At 36.6% G+C, this 16,303-nt stretch carries 12 protein-coding genes and 1 riboswitch; of the genes, 8 read left to right on the top strand and 4 right to left on the bottom strand.

What is annotated here, in order from left to right:
* Positions 1 to 80: 80 nt before the first annotated feature.
* Together K9M53_RS00395 and K9M53_RS00390 are read right to left on the bottom strand one after the other, a co-directional pair.
* On the bottom strand, positions 81 to 3,254 hold the full coding sequence (locus K9M53_RS00395; protein WP_224016927.1) for a TAT-variant-translocated molybdopterin oxidoreductase: 3,174 nt from the start codon (positions 3,252 to 3,254) through the stop codon (positions 81 to 83).
* A 128-nt stretch (positions 3,255 to 3,382) separates the two neighbouring features.
* A complete protein-coding gene (locus K9M53_RS00390) occupies positions 3,383 to 4,630 on the bottom strand; it encodes a c-type cytochrome (protein WP_224016925.1) in 1,248 nt (415 codons plus the stop codon).
* Positions 4,631 to 5,001: 371 nt separating this feature from the next.
* Here K9M53_RS00390 and purN point away from each other — a divergent pair, with 371 nt between their 5' ends.
* From purN to K9M53_RS00370, 4 genes are all read left to right on the top strand, one after another.
* The gene (gene purN / locus K9M53_RS00385) at positions 5,002 to 5,595 is read left to right on the top strand and encodes a phosphoribosylglycinamide formyltransferase (RefSeq protein WP_224016923.1); all 594 of its coding nucleotides are present in this window, start codon (positions 5,002 to 5,004) and stop codon (positions 5,593 to 5,595) included.
* 58 nt (positions 5,596 to 5,653) lie between these two features.
* Positions 5,654 to 6,418: a hypothetical protein gene (locus K9M53_RS00380; protein WP_224016922.1), complete on the top strand. Its 765-nt coding sequence runs from the start codon at positions 5,654 to 5,656 to the stop codon at positions 6,416 to 6,418.
* Between the two features lie 51 nt (positions 6,419 to 6,469).
* Positions 6,470 to 6,656: riboswitch (cobalamin riboswitch) on the top strand.
* A gap of 146 nt (positions 6,657 to 6,802) precedes the next feature.
* The gene (gene metE / locus K9M53_RS00375; RefSeq protein WP_224016920.1) at positions 6,803 to 9,127 is read left to right on the top strand and encodes a 5-methyltetrahydropteroyltriglutamate--homocysteine S-methyltransferase; all 2,325 of its coding nucleotides are present in this window, start codon (positions 6,803 to 6,805) and stop codon (positions 9,125 to 9,127) included.
* A 54-nt stretch (positions 9,128 to 9,181) separates the two neighbouring features.
* Positions 9,182 to 9,529, top strand: coding sequence for a cysteine-rich CWC family protein (locus K9M53_RS00370; protein ID WP_224016918.1), 348 nt, complete (start codon positions 9,182 to 9,184; stop codon positions 9,527 to 9,529).
* A 7-nt stretch (positions 9,530 to 9,536) separates the two neighbouring features.
* Here the strand turns inward: K9M53_RS00370 and K9M53_RS00365 are convergent, their stop codons facing one another.
* Positions 9,537 to 9,992 carry a DUF4395 domain-containing protein gene (locus K9M53_RS00365; RefSeq protein ID WP_224016916.1) on the bottom strand — a complete coding sequence of 152 codons (456 nt, stop codon included), beginning with the start codon at positions 9,990 to 9,992 and terminating at the stop codon, positions 9,537 to 9,539.
* A 122-nt stretch (positions 9,993 to 10,114) separates the two neighbouring features.
* Here K9M53_RS00365 and K9M53_RS00360 point away from each other — a divergent pair, with 122 nt between their 5' ends.
* The 4 genes from K9M53_RS00360 (at position 10,115) to K9M53_RS00345 (ending at position 15,081) form a co-directional block, all read left to right on the top strand.
* On the top strand, positions 10,115 to 10,660 hold the full coding sequence (locus K9M53_RS00360) for a hypothetical protein (protein WP_224016914.1): 546 nt from the start codon (positions 10,115 to 10,117) through the stop codon (positions 10,658 to 10,660).
* 247 nt (positions 10,661 to 10,907) lie between these two features.
* A complete protein-coding gene (locus K9M53_RS00355; RefSeq protein WP_224016912.1) occupies positions 10,908 to 12,116 on the top strand; it encodes an MBOAT family O-acyltransferase in 1,209 nt (402 codons plus the stop codon).
* 4 nt (positions 12,117 to 12,120) lie between these two features.
* Entirely contained in the window at positions 12,121 to 13,080 is a 960-nt protein-coding gene (locus K9M53_RS00350; RefSeq protein ID WP_224016910.1) for a hypothetical protein, read from the top strand.
* A 57-nt stretch (positions 13,081 to 13,137) separates the two neighbouring features.
* Positions 13,138 to 15,081: an SPFH domain-containing protein gene (locus tag K9M53_RS00345; protein WP_224016908.1), complete on the top strand. Its 1,944-nt coding sequence runs from the start codon at positions 13,138 to 13,140 to the stop codon at positions 15,079 to 15,081.
* Positions 15,082 to 15,231: 150 nt separating this feature from the next.
* On the opposite strand, the gene K9M53_RS00340 is transcribed toward K9M53_RS00345, so the two are convergent.
* Positions 15,232 to 16,269 carry an MBL fold metallo-hydrolase gene (locus tag K9M53_RS00340; protein WP_224016907.1) on the bottom strand — a complete coding sequence of 346 codons (1,038 nt, stop codon included), beginning with the start codon at positions 16,267 to 16,269 and terminating at the stop codon, positions 15,232 to 15,234.
* Positions 16,270 to 16,303 lie beyond the last annotated feature (34 nt).

Genomic DNA, 16,303 nt, shown 5'->3' with positions numbered 1-16,303 from the left:
CAACACCGTTGTGAACTTGTTCTGTTATCTATTTCTTTCAGTAAAAGAATGAGATAATCTCACGCAACGGCGCCTTTTTATTAAGCTTCTGCCTTTTCGTTCGTTACTTTTCTATCCGTATTCTTGATCTTCGCCATGTAACTAACGTTAGGGAGTACGTGCAGTTGTTCCAACACGTAGAACGTACGATGCTTGTCTGCTCTTAATTTCGATACTTCACTTTCGGGATCGTTCACATTGCCGAATGTGATACAACCTGAGCTACAAGCCTGTGCACAAGCTACTTTTACATTACGAACCAAGCTTGGATCCTGCGCTTTCTTCGCTTGTAATTTACTATCCTGTAAACGCTGTACGCAGAAAGAACATTTTTCCATAGTACCTCTTGAACGAACGGTAACATCCGGATTCAATACCATTCTTGTTAGGTCTTCGTTCATCTGAAATACTGCAGGATCTAATCCATTTTCTGCAGAACCCATCAACGGTTTTTGGTTATCAGGGAAACTATCAGCGCCGGTGAAATCTAACCAGTTAAAGCGACGAACTTTGAACGGGCAGTTGTTAGCGCAATATCTTGTACCGATACAACGGTTATAAGCCATTTGGTTTAATCCTTCACTGCTGTGGTTGGTAGCGGCTACCGGGCAAACGTTTTCGCAAGGTGCATTATCGCAATGCTGACACAACATTGGCTGGAACACCACATCCGGATTTTCAACATCACCGGTAAAGTAACGATCAATACGTAACCAATGCATTTCGTGCGCAGCCTTTACCTGCGATTTTCCTACAACTGCTACGTTATTTTCAGCGGTACAAGCCACTACGCAGGCGCTACATCCTGTACAGGTAGTTAAATCGATACTCATACCCCATTTAATTCCCGGCTTATCGTGCTGAGGATAAATGGTAGCATCTTTTACAAAATCTGTATGTCCGTAAGGAATTAATTTTTCTCTTTCTTCATTTGGTTCTTTTAAAACTTCTTCAGGGTTTTTGATAAACTCTTCTAAAGTAGTTTCGTAAATAACAGGGCGACCTTCTGTAAAGCCATGCACTTGTGTTTGAGCAATAATATAAGTGTTGCCTGTTTTTTCTGCTTTTACTACAGAGGAGTAACGGCGACTGATCCCATCATACGTTACAAAAGGATAAGCGTTAAAACCTGCACCTGCAGCTGCTCTTCCTATATAGTCACTCGTGTTTTTATCATCTGCACTTTGACGACCATAACCAACAGCCACTGCGATTACACTTGGATGAACTCCCGGAATGATCAACACCGGCAATTCTCTTGAAATATTATTTAGTGTAACCTTGATCGTTGGCTTTTCTGGATGTACTTCATAAGCATCTCCCTGGCGTTGATTTTTTACAACATCAATGCCTAATAATTTTTCTGCCAATGCAGGGCTTATAACAGCATAGTTATCCCAGGTTACTTTAGTGATTGGGTCTGGCAACTCTTGTAACCAAGGGTTATTTGCCTGGTTACCGGTTCCCATTGCAATTTTTTGATACAATACCAATTCAATAGTATCTGCACCGCTAACTTTTTCAGCGCTCAATTTAGAAGTTGCTTCAGCCAATTTTGCATTGCTGAAAGTGATTGTTGTAGAAGCAACGGCTGCTACTGCAGCAGCAAGCAATGCTGGTTCAATCACACCATCCTGCAATGCTTTAAAGTAAGCATCTTCACTACCTAATTTGCTGATCCAATATGCTTTGAAATAATTGTCGTAGCTGGTATTGTTACCACTCCATTTTAATAAAGAAGTCTGGAATGGACGCGTTTTAAATAAAGGGTAAATTGTTGGCTGAAGAATGCTGTAATAACCGGTTTTAGGTTCAGCATCGCCCCAGCTTTCCAACCAATGAGGAGAAGGAGCAATGTATTTTACCAGCTCCGTTGTTTCATCCATCGTTGCATTGAACGAAACAGTTACACCAACATTTTTAAGTCCGCTGATGAATTTATCTTTTGCGTAATAATTATAAACAGGATTAACACCTTGAATGAACAACGCACCGATAGCGCCGGAATTCATGTCTGCAACCAACGCTTCAAAATCTGCGTCTATGCCTGCACGATAGTTGGAGGTTACCGACCAATCGATTGTTTTGCCATAAGCACCAATAGCTTCGTTAATTGCGTTTACAACTATCTGAATATTTACATCGTTGCTACCGCTTACTACCAATGCTTCGCCTTTGTGAGCTAATAATTGTTCAGCAGCTAAATCAATTCCTTTTTTCAACTTCGCATCGCTGATGCTTACTTCTGCACCGCCGCTTACTTTAGCTAATAAAGCCAAAGCAACCGCTGCTTTTTCAGAAGGTTTGTGTGCAAAGCGATCATCTGCGTTACTACCGGTCATACTCATGTTGCTTTCAAACTGAATATGGCGGCTTAATTCAGGCTTTTCGCCTTTTATCTTTTTAGTTTGTGCATATTGATGACCGAATTCTACAGGACTTAACCAGGTGCCTAAGAAATCAGCCGCCAGGCTCACAATTACTTTTGCATTATCAAAACGGTAAGAAGGAATTGCTTTTTTACCGTGAGTAGCTTCATTCGCCAACAACATACCGCTGTAGCTCACCGCATCGTATTGTACGTGACGGCTTCCGGCAAATTTTGCTTTAAACTCTTCAATTAATTTTAAAGTAGAGGGAGAGTTGATAGTAGAAGTTAATAATACTACAGGCTTTGCCCCGATACCAGCTATTGCATCACCCACCAATTTATCGAATGCATCAAACGTAGTTACTTCTTTAAATGTACCGCCATCTTTTTGTAAAGGAAAACGTAAACGTGTTGTATCGTATAGATCCAACACAGAAGCCTGAACAGCCGCACTGGTACCGCCTCCTGTGATCGTTGATAATTCATTTCCTTCTATCTTGATCGGACGACCATCTCTTTGTTTTACAACAACGGGAACTGCATCGCCTTCATTAATATAAGTAGAAGCATAATAGTTAGCAACACCCGGAACCACCTCATCGGACTTATGCAAATAAGGAACTGCTTTACGCACAGGCATTTCGCAGCTTGCTGCAATCATTGCTGCGGCAGTGCTGAAACCTAAATATTTAAGGAAATCTCTACGTGGTGTTTTTGCATCCAGCATCCCGGTATCTACATCCTCAAACGGCAATAGATCTTCCTTAAACTCATTCTTGTTCGACTCCTCAAAGGATTCAGTATGATTTAATTCTCCGAAACTTTGCCAATATTTTTTTTCCATATTATACTAATTCGATAATTCTTTTAATAATGTGCTAATTCGATAATGTGCTGATATGCTAATTCTTCAATTGTTAGTTTCTGCATTTTCACCAGTACATTAGCAATATTAGCTAATTAGCATATTGCTTAGTAGTGACATTTTTGACACTCCGTTCCACCGATCTTTTCAACGGTTACGCTATCGATCTTACCTGATTTTATATCGTTGTGGAATTTTTCGTAAATGCTGTAAAACTTATTGCCTTCGCCGGTTTCTTTATTGTAGAAATCCACTTTGGTAGTTCTGTGGCAATTGATACACCAGCCCATACTTAAAGGACTAAACTGGTAAACTTGTGGCATATCCTGAATTGGTCCGTGGCAGGTTTGACATTGTTGTTTACCCACCATTACGTGTTGACTATGATTGAAATAAACGTGATCAGGAAGGTTATGAATTTTTACCCATTGAATTGGTTTGCCAGGCTTGTCGTATACTTTCTTTACTGGATTCCATCCGGCATATTCATATAATTTTTGAATTTCTCCTGTAGCATCTACCTGGGAACCGTCTTCTCTTAAAATAGGTTCGCCGGTATATTCTTTAATTCCTTTGTGGCAGTTCATACAAACATTCACCGAAGGAATACCTGCTGTTTTGCTGTATTGTGCATTGGTATGACAATACAAACAGCTTATCTGGTTAACACCTGCATGTACCTGGTGAGAATAATAAATAGGTTGTTCAGGCTGATAATTTTGTTGACGACCCAAGCCAATCGCAGCATCAATTACAAAATAACCACCTATCAGGAACAATACTAAAATACCCGCCATCAGGTAAGTTTTGTTACGATAGAAAGGAACCGGTTCTGAACGGCGAATGCCTTCTTTTTCATCTGATAATTTACGAAGGCTGCTGTTTACCTGCAATAGGATAAATGCAATTACCGCTAATATGATAGTAAGAATACCGTATAATAAAGAATTGTCTTCTCCTGTTCCACCATTAGGAGTCTTTGTTGGTGCAGGTTTTTCGTATTTATCTGCCCAATCTAAAATTGCTTCAACATCTTTTTTACTAAGATTGGCTTCGCTTTGCTGAGTCATTACCGATTGAAACCTAGCTTTCAAAGCCATCGCATAAGGGTCGCTGTTTACCATTGAATTGGTATTGTAAACCCATTTATAAACCCAGTCTTTACTTGGTTCTCTATCGCGAGCTCCTTTTAAAGCCGGACCGGTAAAGTCTTCTAAAGGCCTATGGCACGATGCACAATTCGCCTTAAACAAGGCTTCACCGTCTTGCGCAAAACTTATATTAAATAGAGAAAAAGAAAAAACGAATAATAAACTTATGAACGCTCTTGTAATGATGTTTCGGTAACAACTCATATAGTTAATTCGGATGCTTGTGTGGAAAAAAATCCTATTTCGGTTGCAAAAATAAGCCAGTAAGATGATATAATATCAACATTTTTAAAAAAAATTTATCCGCATCTGGCTTGAGTTTCAGCCGATTTTGGGTTTTTTGTTAAGATGATTGTCATATTTTGGTCAACTGGTCCCGATACTCATATTTTATATTTTTTTTATGTCGGTTTTAGTTGGGAACGTTCCCGATTTCGTAAATGAATAGAACATAGATTCCTCCGATTTTTATGATTTGACAAAATAAAAATCTTCGGAAATCAGCAGTATTATAACACATCGACGTTCTATTCATCAAATTTCTGTTTCACCATTATTTAATTCACCTTTGTGCCATGTCATCATCCAGTGTTATGCATATTGCCATTTTTGCCAGCGGGGCAGGAAGCAATGCGCAAAAAATAATCGATAGGTTCAGAAGCTCATCTCACATTAAAATTGCTTTGATCGTTTGCAATAAAGAAGGTGCCGGCGTTTTGAATATCGCCAAAACCGAAAAGATCCCATCACTATTAATAAATAAAGAACGTTTTTTTAAAGGCGATGCTTATTTACCGGAATTAAAAGAACATCACATCGACTTTATAGTACTGGCAGGTTTTTTATGGAAAATTCCCCTGGCATTGATACAAGCCTATCCAAATAAGATCATCAATATTCATCCTGCATTATTACCTAATTACGGCGGCAAAGGAATGTATGGGCATTTTGTGCACGAAGCTGTAATTGCTGCTAAAGAAAAACAAAGCGGCATTACCATACATTATGTAGATGAATTGTATGACCACGGTAATATTATATACCAGGCAACCTGTGATATAGACGAAGCCGATACTCCTGATTTGCTGGCAAAAAAAATTCATGTATTGGAGCATTTACATTTTCCAAGAGTTTTGGGAGAATTGATAGAATTGCAAAATCGCAGTTAAAAAATTAACCCTTTGCTTAAATGAGTTTTTATTACACGAATTTTAGCGAATTACACGAATGAGATACCACAAAGGATTTTCGTTTTTAGGTTTTTTTCTTTTACTCATGCTCACCAATAGCAGCATGGCGCAATTCATCGTAAGTGGTAACGTGTATGACTCTTCCAAAGTTGTTCCCGTAAAAAACGTAATTGTCAAAAGCAGCTTTGGCAGTACAACAAAAACCGATTCATTAGGGCATTATGATATTATGGTGAGAGAGGAGGATTCTCTTACTTTTATTTATAATAACAAGTCTACTTTAAAATTTTCTGTTAAGCAAATACAAAACCTGGCACAATTTGATATTTCCTTACTGGTACGGGTAAACGAAAAATATAAAATATTAAAAGAAGTAAGAGTTTATAGTAATACATACCGACAGGATTCATTGGAAAACCGCATTGATAACAGAGATGTATTTGGTTATCAAAAACCTGGCATCAGCACTACCACAGACAGCTATTCCGGTGGTGCCGGATTAGACCTGGATGAGTTGATCAATGTGTTTCGCTTTAGAAGAAACCGCCAGCTGCAATCTTTACAAAAAAGACTGGAAGAAGAGGAGCAGGATAAATACATTGATTATCGTTTTAATAAACGATTGGTAAAAAGGATTACACGCTTGGACAGTGCAGAGCTGGACACCTTTATGAAGATCTATCGTCCTGATTATTTATTTACCAGCACCAGTTCTACGGTTCAGTTCTATCAATACATTCTCGATGCATCGTATCAATTTAAAAGCGAAATGCTGATGCAGAAAAAAAAGGAAGAACAATAAGTTCATCTCTCAAACAATCTTTATCCTGTATATTTGCCCCACGTTCTTTGCATACTACAATCAGATATTGGTTTCCCTAACCGGAATTAATAAGGAACCGTGTGAAAATCACGGGCTGTCGTGCAACTGTAAGTAACAAAAAAGTTTTGTCAATCAAATCCATTGTCTTGCCTAAGGCGAGATGAGAAGGAGACAAAATGTTACAAGCCAGGAGACTTGCCTATATCTTAATGACACAGCTTTCACGATATAAAGTTTGGTTGCGTATTGAAATTCTTTCCTGTAAGGGAAACGTCTGTCTATTCACCTTTTCTATTCTTTTATTGTACCGCTGTGCTGTTTGCAAATAGCATCATTAATTGTTTCACGATTTAAACAAAAAAAATGCAAACACACAATCTTGGTTATCCCCGCATTGGTAACCACCGCGAACTGAAAAAAGCCTGCGAGCAGTATTGGGCAGGCAAAATTTCTGCAAACGAATTGCAGCAAACTGCACGAAGCATTCGTGTACAAAACTGGGAAGCACAAAAGAATGCCGGCATTGATGTAATTCCCTGTAATGACTTTTCTTTTTATGATCATGTATTAGACACCTGCCTGATGGTAGGCGCTATTCCCAAGCGCTATCATGACCTGTTAATTCAAAAACAATTGTCCGAGGTCGATCTGCTTTTTGCTATGGCAAGAGGTTATCAAAAAGACGAGTATGATATTACGGCAATGGAGATGACCAAATGGTTTGATACCAATTATCATTACATCGTCCCGGAGTTTTCCATCAATCAAAGCTTTACTTTTTTTTCAGAAAAAGTTATTAATCAATTTAACGAAGCAAAGAGAGAAGGATATACTGCAAAGCCTGTTTTATTAGGCCCGGTTTCATTTTTGTTATTAGGTAAAGAGAAAGAAAAGGGCTTTCATCGGCTTGATTTGATCAATAAATTATTGCCTGTTTACAAAGAAGTAATTAAGAAATTGGATGATGGCAATGTATTTTATTTACAGTTAGATGAACCTTGCTTGTCATTAAATCTTACAGAGAAAGAACAGCAGGTATTTACAAATGTTTATAAGGAATTGCAGAAAGAGTTTTCGCATATACATTTTATTGTAGCCGGCTATTTTGAATGTTACGGAAAAAATTTACAAACAGCAGTAAGTCTTCCTGTTAAAACATTGCATTTGGATTTAGTGCGTTGTCCATCGCAGTTAGATGATATTCTAACAAACGAATTCATTCAATCGAATAAACAACTTTCATTGGGTATAGTTGATGGTAGAAATATCTGGAAGAACGATTTTGAACAATCATTGACAATCATAAAAAAAGCAATTGCAGCAATTGGTAAAGAACGCTTGTGGATCGCTCCGTCATGTTCTTTATTGCATACACCATGTGATTTAGATTTAGAAACAAACGAACTATGCCTTCCTTTAACAGTAAAAAACTGGATGGCATTTGCTAAACAAAAATTAGATGAAGTAGTAACATTAGCAAAGCTCGCAACCGACGAACCTTCTGAGCAAGCATTAAAAGCATTGGAAGAAAATAAGCTGGCAATAAAAGATAGAAATACCTCTTCATTAATTCATAAACCAAATGTAAAGTCAAGAGTTCAACATTTAACAGCAAAAGATAACCAACGTGAAAGTGTATTTGCAATAAGAAAACAATTACAACAAGAATTATTACAACTTCCATCTTTCCCAACAACAACCATCGGTTCTTTTCCTCAAACAAAAGAAGTAAGAAGCTGGAGAGCCAAATGGAAAAAGCAGGAATTAACTGATAATGAGTACAATAATCTATTAAAAGCAGAAACAGAAAAAGCCGTTCGCTGGCAGGAGGAAATTGGTTTGGATGTTTTAGTGCATGGCGAATTTGAACGCAATGATATGGTGGAATATTTCGGCGAACAATTAGCAGGATTTGTTTTTACAGAAAATGGTTGGGTGCAGAGCTACGGAAGCAGATGCGTAAAACCGCCTGTTATTTATGGCGATGTGTATAGACCAAAACCAATGACCGTTGAATGGAGTGAATATGCACAATCACTTACTAAAAAATGGATGAAAGGGATGCTAACCGGGCCTGTTACGATTTTACAATGGAGCTTTGTACGTAATGATCAGCCTCGCAGCGAAACCTGCACACAAATTGCTCTGGCAATAAGAGATGAGGTTGTTGATCTTGAAAAAGCTGGAATAAAAATTATACAAATTGATGAGCCGGCAATAAGAGAGGGCTTACCGTTACGCAAAGAAAACTGGCAGCAATATTTGGATTGGGCGGTTCGTGCATTTCGCATTTCGGCAAGTGGTGTGCAGAATAGTACACAAATACATACGCACATGTGTTACTCCGAGTTTAATGATATCATTAAAAGTATTGCCGATATGGATGCGGATGTCATTACGATTGAAACATCCCGTTCGCAAATGGAATTATTGGATGCATTTGCTTTATTTAAATATCCAAATGATATTGGCCCGGGCGTATACGATATTCATTCGCCACGTGTACCATCTAAAATTGAAATGATGGAACTAATGGAAAAAGCAAAAGCAGTTGTTCCGGGTGAACAATTGTGGGTAAACCCCGATTGTGGTTTAAAAACCCGCGGCTGGGATGAAACAAAAACCGCATTAACAGAAATGGTGGCAGCAGCAAAAGAATTAAGAGAAGCTGTTGCGGCAACCGTATAATTTTAATCCATGACGGGCTGTATATTTATAGCCTGTCATTTTAAATTTTTTTGTTTGAAGAAGCACGAAGAAAAATATTGTCCACGTTGTAAAGCTGTATTTGAGTGTAAGGTTGGTGATATCGTTAATTGCCAATGCGGTGCTGTCACAATATCTGACGAAACAAAAAGATTTTTACAAAAAACACGATATGATTGTCTTTGCAACAATTGTTTACGACAGATCAACGAAATGGTAAAATTCAGCCATCAACATTCTTTTCCTTTACAAAAAGAATTGCTGGTGGAAGGGCTGCATTATACTATGGAAAAGGGCTTATTTGTTTTTACAGAATTGTATCATATTCAAAGAGGTGCTTGTTGCGGCAACAATTGTAAGCATTGTGCTTACGGTTATCAATAAAATTTTTTTACTGTTTACGTATCAATTTTAATCTTACCAGTAAGGTATATACCCTACAACCTGCACAAAAAGCCAGAAAAGATTCCAGGAAAGCAAAAGCTGCAAATATTATTGAAAGCACTATTACTGTTTTAGAAAACCCTGTAATAATAAAAACGAATACTGCCAGCGATAAAACAAATCCTATTCCTGCAGCAAATCTTTTAGGAGCCTGATCGATAGGCTTATTAGGAATGTTTAATTTTTTTACTACAGCTCCACTCAAAATATTCAAAGGGCTTATCTTCCCATACTTAAATGCACGCAGAAAAAAATCCACCGTTAAAAAAGCAAAAACAAAATGTCCGAATTTATTTAATAGTAATGCTGTTACAACCAACAAAAACACCCACAGAGCTGTTAAGCGAACCCTGTTTTCATTAACCGGTATAAGATCAACCGGACAATCAATAGAATTTGCCATAATACATAATTTAATAGTCTATTAATTTAGCAGGCTTTGTAAAGTTATACCAAATATCTCCTTAACCGCTAATATTATATAAATACAATATCTTCTGTACTTTTGTTCAAATCATTTACAACATGGAACAAACAACTTTAGGAGTTGGTACCCGCTTACAACATACTCAATTTGGACCCGGGGTTATTGTTGGCATTCGTTACGCAACTTATCTTATCTCCTTCATTAATCATGGAATAAAAGAAATCGATAAAACCGATCCGCAATTAGATGAGATCATTCCTGAGAATGCAAGTGTTGAGGTTGAAACCGTTTCGGAAACAGAAAAATCTTTATTAAAGATTTTGCGTTTATGGGGTGGCGTTAGCGAAGTTGTTTCTTTAGGAGATCGTTGGAAAGGCGGCACTTTATTACTGCAGCCTTATGACAAAACACAAAAGGCGAAAGAAATCCCGATTGAAGATTTTTTTCACAAAGTAGTAATGTTAAGAGACAGGCTACGAGTATTGGAGCAAAATATCAATAGCAATAAAAAACTAAATGATGAAGAAAAAGTAAACATCCAGCAATATATTACCCGTTGTTATGGTTCGCTTACTACCTTTAATGTGTTGTTTAAAGATAAAGAACATTGGTTTGTGGGTGAGAAAGGAAGCAAAGAAGATTAAGAAAATTAATGGACAGTTCAATTAATTATATTGTACTTTACAAACAATCCTTTATAAAATGTTATTCAACTCATTTGAGTTTATTATATTTTTTGTTGTTGTTACTATATTGTATTTTCTTTTAGCGTTTCGTTATAGGTGGCTGTTATTATTATCGGCAAGCTGTTTCTTTTACATGTTCTTCAAACCGGAGTATATCTTAATACTCTTGTTTACTATCATAATTGATTATTATGTAGGTATTTTTTTGGAAAGAACAGCGGATCAAAAGAAAAGAAAAAGAATTTTGGTTATTTCTTTAATTGCCAACATTTCAATATTGGCAGTTTTTAAATACTATAATTTTATTAACGATAACATTACAGGACTAGCTTCTCTATTAGGTTTTAAAAATCATATTCCTTATCTGCATATGATATTGCCAATAGGGCTTTCGTTTCACACTTTTCAAGCCATGAGCTATACAATAGAAGTGTATAGAAAAAATCAACATTCAGAAAAACATTTTGGCTACTATGCTTTATACGTAATGTATTACCCACAATTAGTGGCGGGGCCCATTGAACGTCCTCAAAATGTATTGCATCAATTTAAAAAGAAATATTTTTTTGATTATGATCGCGTAGTATCTGGACTTAGACAAATGCTCTGGGGTTTTTTTAAAAAAATTGTTATTGCAGATAAATTCGCCCTTTTTGTAAATACCTATTATTCTAATTTACATGAGACTTCCTCTAGTTCAATATTCCCTATCCTCTTTTTTTCAATACAGATATATTGTGATTTTTCCAGCTATTCAGATATAGCATTAGGGGCATCAAGGGTTATGGGAATAGAGTTAATGAAAAATTTTAACTACCCATATTTTTCAGCTTCCATTACAGAGTTTTGGAGAAGATGGCATATATCTTTATCGAGTTGGTTTAGAGATTATGTGTACATTCCATTAGGAGGAAGTCAATCAAGTTCAAAATGGAAAATCTATAAAAATTTAATGATCGTTTTCATGATTTCCGGTATTTGGCACGGTGCAAACTGGACATTTATTGTGTGGGGAGCTCTACATGGTCTATTGGTTATTGCTGAAAGGATCTTTAAACTTGATAGGAATAAAGGAATACCGGCAACATTAATAACCTTTTCTATTGTTAGCCTTATTTGGGTGTTCTTTCGTGCAGAAAATTTTTCCCAGTCTTTACAGATTTTTAATAATTTAAAATATTGGAATTTCAAATACTCAGAAGGGCAGGAAGTTGGTTCGCTGATCACTTACTTAGGATTAATCTTATTTTTATTTGTTATAGAATTTATACAAAACAGAAAAAAAGTTATTACCATTTTCGAACTTATAAAACCAAAATGGGCAAGAATGATTTGTTATGTTGCCATCGTTGAAATTATTCTAATTAGCTTTAATAAATCCATCGCACAGCAATTTATTTATTTCCAATTTTAAATTTATGCGTCGTTTTATAAAATCTCTTTCTATTCTGGCGGCAATTTTTGTTGGGTATAAACTAATATTATTTGGTGCCATTATGTGGTGCAAATCCTCCCCATACAATGTTACTGCAAATTATAGGGAAAGAGACTATGGAATTAATTCTGCCAAAAACTTTATAATTGTTGGCACCTCAAACGTAAAGGCAAATTTTGACTATAACAGAATAAATAATCAATTAAATGGCTTTACAGCAAGATCGTCATCATTGACGTCTCCATGGGGATTATATTTAATGTTAAAGAATGCAAAAGCAAATAGCACATTAAATGATATTATGTTGTTTGATTTTACGTATAATATTTACGAAGAAGATAATTTTCTTCCAGCCAATACAGCTGTGTATGGATGTTTGTCTCTGGAAGATTATAAATCTGTTTTAAAATTTTCTCCAAAAATTCTTTGCAAATATTTAATTAACCAATCTGTTTTAAATTCAAACCTAATTACTTATTTTGAACTCGTATTCAATAATTGGAAGAACTCTACTAGTTCTGTACTTAACCCATTGGGGAAAAATGAATTATTAATAACACAAACTCCACATAATGGAAGTTTTTTAGATTCCTATTTCGATTGCTCTTATCCTTACAAAGCAAAAGAACAGCGAGTAGGGAATGAACTAAATATGACTTACATTAAAAAAGTAAAGAATTATATCGATGCTAATTTTAATCAGCCGCACTACTACTATCTTCCTGAGTTAAATAAAAATAATTATTCTTTTAGAACTACAGAAATAGACACTTTGGCAAATATCTTTTCTACAATAAATTCATTTTCTAGCAGCCAGTTCTTAAACAATCAAATGGATGTTCCACATTATCATCTCAATAAATGTGGTGCAACAGCAAATACTACCACTTTATTAAATTATCTTAAATCAGCTGATTATTTGCCAAAGGGATCAATAAAATAATCTACATTTAAGAGAATTTTAATTAGCTTTTATTCGTAACATTAAAATACCCTTATTATGGATTTCGGTCAATTCTTAGCAAGTTACTGGTGGATAATCGTAGTCATTCTTGCTATTGTTTTTTACAAATTTATTTTACGTGTTTTCTTTGGGATGGTGATCGTTCCCGAAGACAGAATCGGGTTGGTCACCAAAAAGTTTGCATTGGTAGGCGCCAATAAATCGTTGCCCGATGGAAGAATTATTGCTACAAAAGGTGAAGCTGGTTTCCAGGCTAAAGCGTTAGCGCCCGGTTTATATTGGGGTTATTGGCCCTGGCAATATGGTGTAGATATGCAGGCATTCACTGTTATTCCTGAAGGAAAAGTGGGCTTGATATTAAGTAATGATGGTGCAGAGTTGCCAACAGGAAATATCCTCGCAAGAAAAGTACCTTCTGATAATTTCCAGGATGCGGAAGCATTTTTAAATAATGGCGGACAAAAAGGTAGACAAACACATTTGCTTACACCGGGTACTTATCGTATCAACACCTATGCTTTTACAATTACAACGGTTGATATGGCTGTTATTCATGAAAACATGTTGGGCATTATAACTACCATGGACGGAGCGCCGATTATACAAGGACAGATCGCTGGTAAGCATATAGAAGGTCATAATAATTTCCAGGACATAGACAGTTTTTTACAAACCGGCGGTAATCGTGGGTTACAGCCACAGGTAATTTTAGCGGGTAGTTATTATTTAAATCCATGGGCAGTGCAGATCGAAGAAATTCCCATGACGGATGTTCCTATTGGTTATGTGGGTGTAGTAATAAGTTATATCGGAGAAGATGGGAAAGATCTTACCGGTGATACATTTAAACATGGTAACATTGTTGATAAAGGATTTCGTGGAGTCTGGCTGGAGCCGCTTGGCCCGGGTAAATATCCCATTAATAAATACACCATGAAGGTTGAATTGGTACCAACAACCAATCTTGTATTGAACTGGGCTACGGCAAGAAGTGAAGCACATAATCTTGATAAAAACCTATCAACTATCACTGTTCGGTCGAAAGATGGTTTTCCTTTTAATTTAGATGTGGCACAGATCATTCATATACCAGCTAATGAAGCACCCAAAGTTATTGCTCGCTTTGGCAGTATGAGTAATCTCGTATCACAAGTGTTGGAACCTACTATCGGTAACTATTTCCGCAACTCTGCTCAGGACAGTGATGTTATCTCTTTCTTATCTACCCGTAAAGAAAGACAGGTTGCAGCTAAAGAACATATTAAAGCTGTGTTAGACGATTATAATGTAAACGCTGTTGATACATTGATCGGCGATATCGTTCCTCCTGAAGCACTGATGAAAACATTGACTGACAGAAAGATCGCAGAGGAAGAACAAAAAACATATCAAACACAAAAGATGGCGCAGGAGCAAAGGCAGGGAATGGAAAAAGAAACTGCCATTGCCGATATGCAAAAGGAAATTGTAAAAGCACAACAAAGTGTAGAAATCGCACAACGTACTGCAGATGCCACCGTTAAAAAAGCAGAAGGGGATGCCAGCAGTTTAAAACTACAAGTGGATGCGGAAGCTACTGCTACTAAAATGCGGGCCAATGCCGAAGCAGAAGCTACTAAGGCAAGAGCAGGTGCACAGGCAGAAGCCACCAAGCTGAATGCCAGTGCCGATGCAGAGAAAATAAGCAAAACAGGCTTGGCAGAAGCGGAAAAAATTATGGCAATTGGTAAATCAACTGCGGAGGCGTATGAATTACAAGTAAAAGCAATGGGCGGCGACAACTTTACCCGTTATAAGATCACCGAAGAGATTGGAAAAGGCAGTATAAAAATTATTCCGGAGGTTTTAATTAATGGTGGTAATGGGGCTGATGGAAGCTTAAGCGGATTAATGGGTTTGCAATTATTGGAAATGCTACAAAAGAAAAATACGGATAAAAGTGACGGAGGAATAATTAATCCATCGGCGCCGAAGAATTAAACTATAAATTTTCCTGCAGGTTTTCTGCTGATGATAAATGGAAAATGGTTTTGATTACGGGTAAAATCGCTTGGGGGCAAAAACATTGCAGCCACTAAAAATAAATTGCATTAAAAAGCAGGAATGCTTTTTTTAAATGATCAATAATATTTATTGCATCGTTGTCCACCAATCGGAGAATTGTTGTTGCGTGTTCAAATGTACTGCTTCGCCGATCATTGGCGTAGCAATTAACAAGCTCTTTTCTTTTGCTTCTTTAGTTACCCTTATAATTGGCTCATCCCAGGAATGGTTTGCCAGCTTGAACTTTGCCCAATGCACCGGTAATAATTTTTTTGCTTTTAGATCGATGGCAGCCTGTACCGTTTCTTCCGGCATCATGTGAATATACTTCCAGCCTTTATTATATTGACCGCACTCTAAGATCGCTAAATCAAACGGACCATATTGTTCTCCTGCTTCTTTAAAATGCTTATCATAACCGCTATCGCCGCCTAAAAACAATTTCATAGTAGGCGTTTGCAGCACCAATGAGATCCATAATGAACTATTTCTTTTAAAACTTCTTCCTGAAAAATGGCGTGCAGAAACTACAGCGATAGAAAACCCTGGTTCGAGTGTTTCTTTATCATTCCAATTTTTTTCAATGATCTGTTCCCGTTTATAGCCCCATAACAGCAGATGTTCTGCAACACCAATGCCTGTAATGATCTTTTTTATTTTGGGTTGTAATTTTTTAATGGTGATATAATCCAAATGATCATAATGATCGTGAGAGATAAATAAGTAATCTATTTCAGGAATATCATTGGTTGTATAAATATCGCTGCCAACAAAGCTTTTATTGGTAAAGCTTACCGGCGATGCAGAACCGCTTAAAACCGGATCAACTAAAAATCTTTTTCCATCTATCTGTAAAAAATAAGAAGAGTGTCCAAACCAAACCAATACATTTTCATCTTTATTAAGATTCAATAGATCCGTTTTTATTGAGGGTAATTTTTGCAAAGGCTTTGCTCGTTTGCTTGATTTAAACATGAACTCGTACAATACTTTCCAGATATTGGTGTCTTCAGAAATACTCGGAGTATAACTGATATTTTGGAAACTTTTTTTATAGTTCGGCAGCTTTTTTATTTCCTTTAATCTTTGTCCCATAAGCTTTTTTCCAAAAACAGGTTGTTGCATGAATACAAATATTGCCGCAACAAAAAGAATAATT

This window comes from Ferruginibacter albus, from assembly GCF_020042285.1.
Lineage (GTDB): Bacteria > Bacteroidota > Bacteroidia > Chitinophagales > Chitinophagaceae > Ferruginibacter > Ferruginibacter albus.
Note: the sequence above shows the minus strand (reverse complement) of the source record. Positions and strands in the feature narration are given on the sequence as shown.

What these genes read in the sequence shown, in the direction of transcription:
- K9M53_RS00340 (WP_224016907.1), bottom strand. Translation starts at nt 16,269, where the DNA reads ATGCAACAACCTGTTTTTGGAAAAAAGCTTATGGGACAAAGATTAAAG.
- K9M53_RS00380 (WP_224016922.1), top strand. Translation starts at nt 5,654, where the DNA reads ATGAGATACCACAAAGGATTTTCGTTTTTAGGTTTTTTTCTTTTACTC.
- K9M53_RS00395 (WP_224016927.1), bottom strand. Translation starts at nt 3,254, where the DNA reads ATGGAAAAAAAATATTGGCAAAGTTTCGGAGAATTAAATCATACTGAA.
- metE (WP_224016920.1), top strand. Translation starts at nt 6,803, where the DNA reads ATGCAAACACACAATCTTGGTTATCCCCGCATTGGTAACCACCGCGAA.
- K9M53_RS00350 (WP_224016910.1), top strand. Translation starts at nt 12,121, where the DNA reads ATGCGTCGTTTTATAAAATCTCTTTCTATTCTGGCGGCAATTTTTGTT.
- purN (WP_224016923.1), top strand. Translation starts at nt 5,002, where the DNA reads ATGTCATCATCCAGTGTTATGCATATTGCCATTTTTGCCAGCGGGGCA.
- K9M53_RS00365 (WP_224016916.1), bottom strand. Translation starts at nt 9,992, where the DNA reads ATGGCAAATTCTATTGATTGTCCGGTTGATCTTATACCGGTTAATGAA.
- K9M53_RS00390 (WP_224016925.1), bottom strand. Translation starts at nt 4,630, where the DNA reads ATGAGTTGTTACCGAAACATCATTACAAGAGCGTTCATAAGTTTATTA.
- K9M53_RS00345 (WP_224016908.1), top strand. Translation starts at nt 13,138, where the DNA reads ATGGATTTCGGTCAATTCTTAGCAAGTTACTGGTGGATAATCGTAGTC.
- K9M53_RS00360 (WP_224016914.1), top strand. Translation starts at nt 10,115, where the DNA reads ATGGAACAAACAACTTTAGGAGTTGGTACCCGCTTACAACATACTCAA.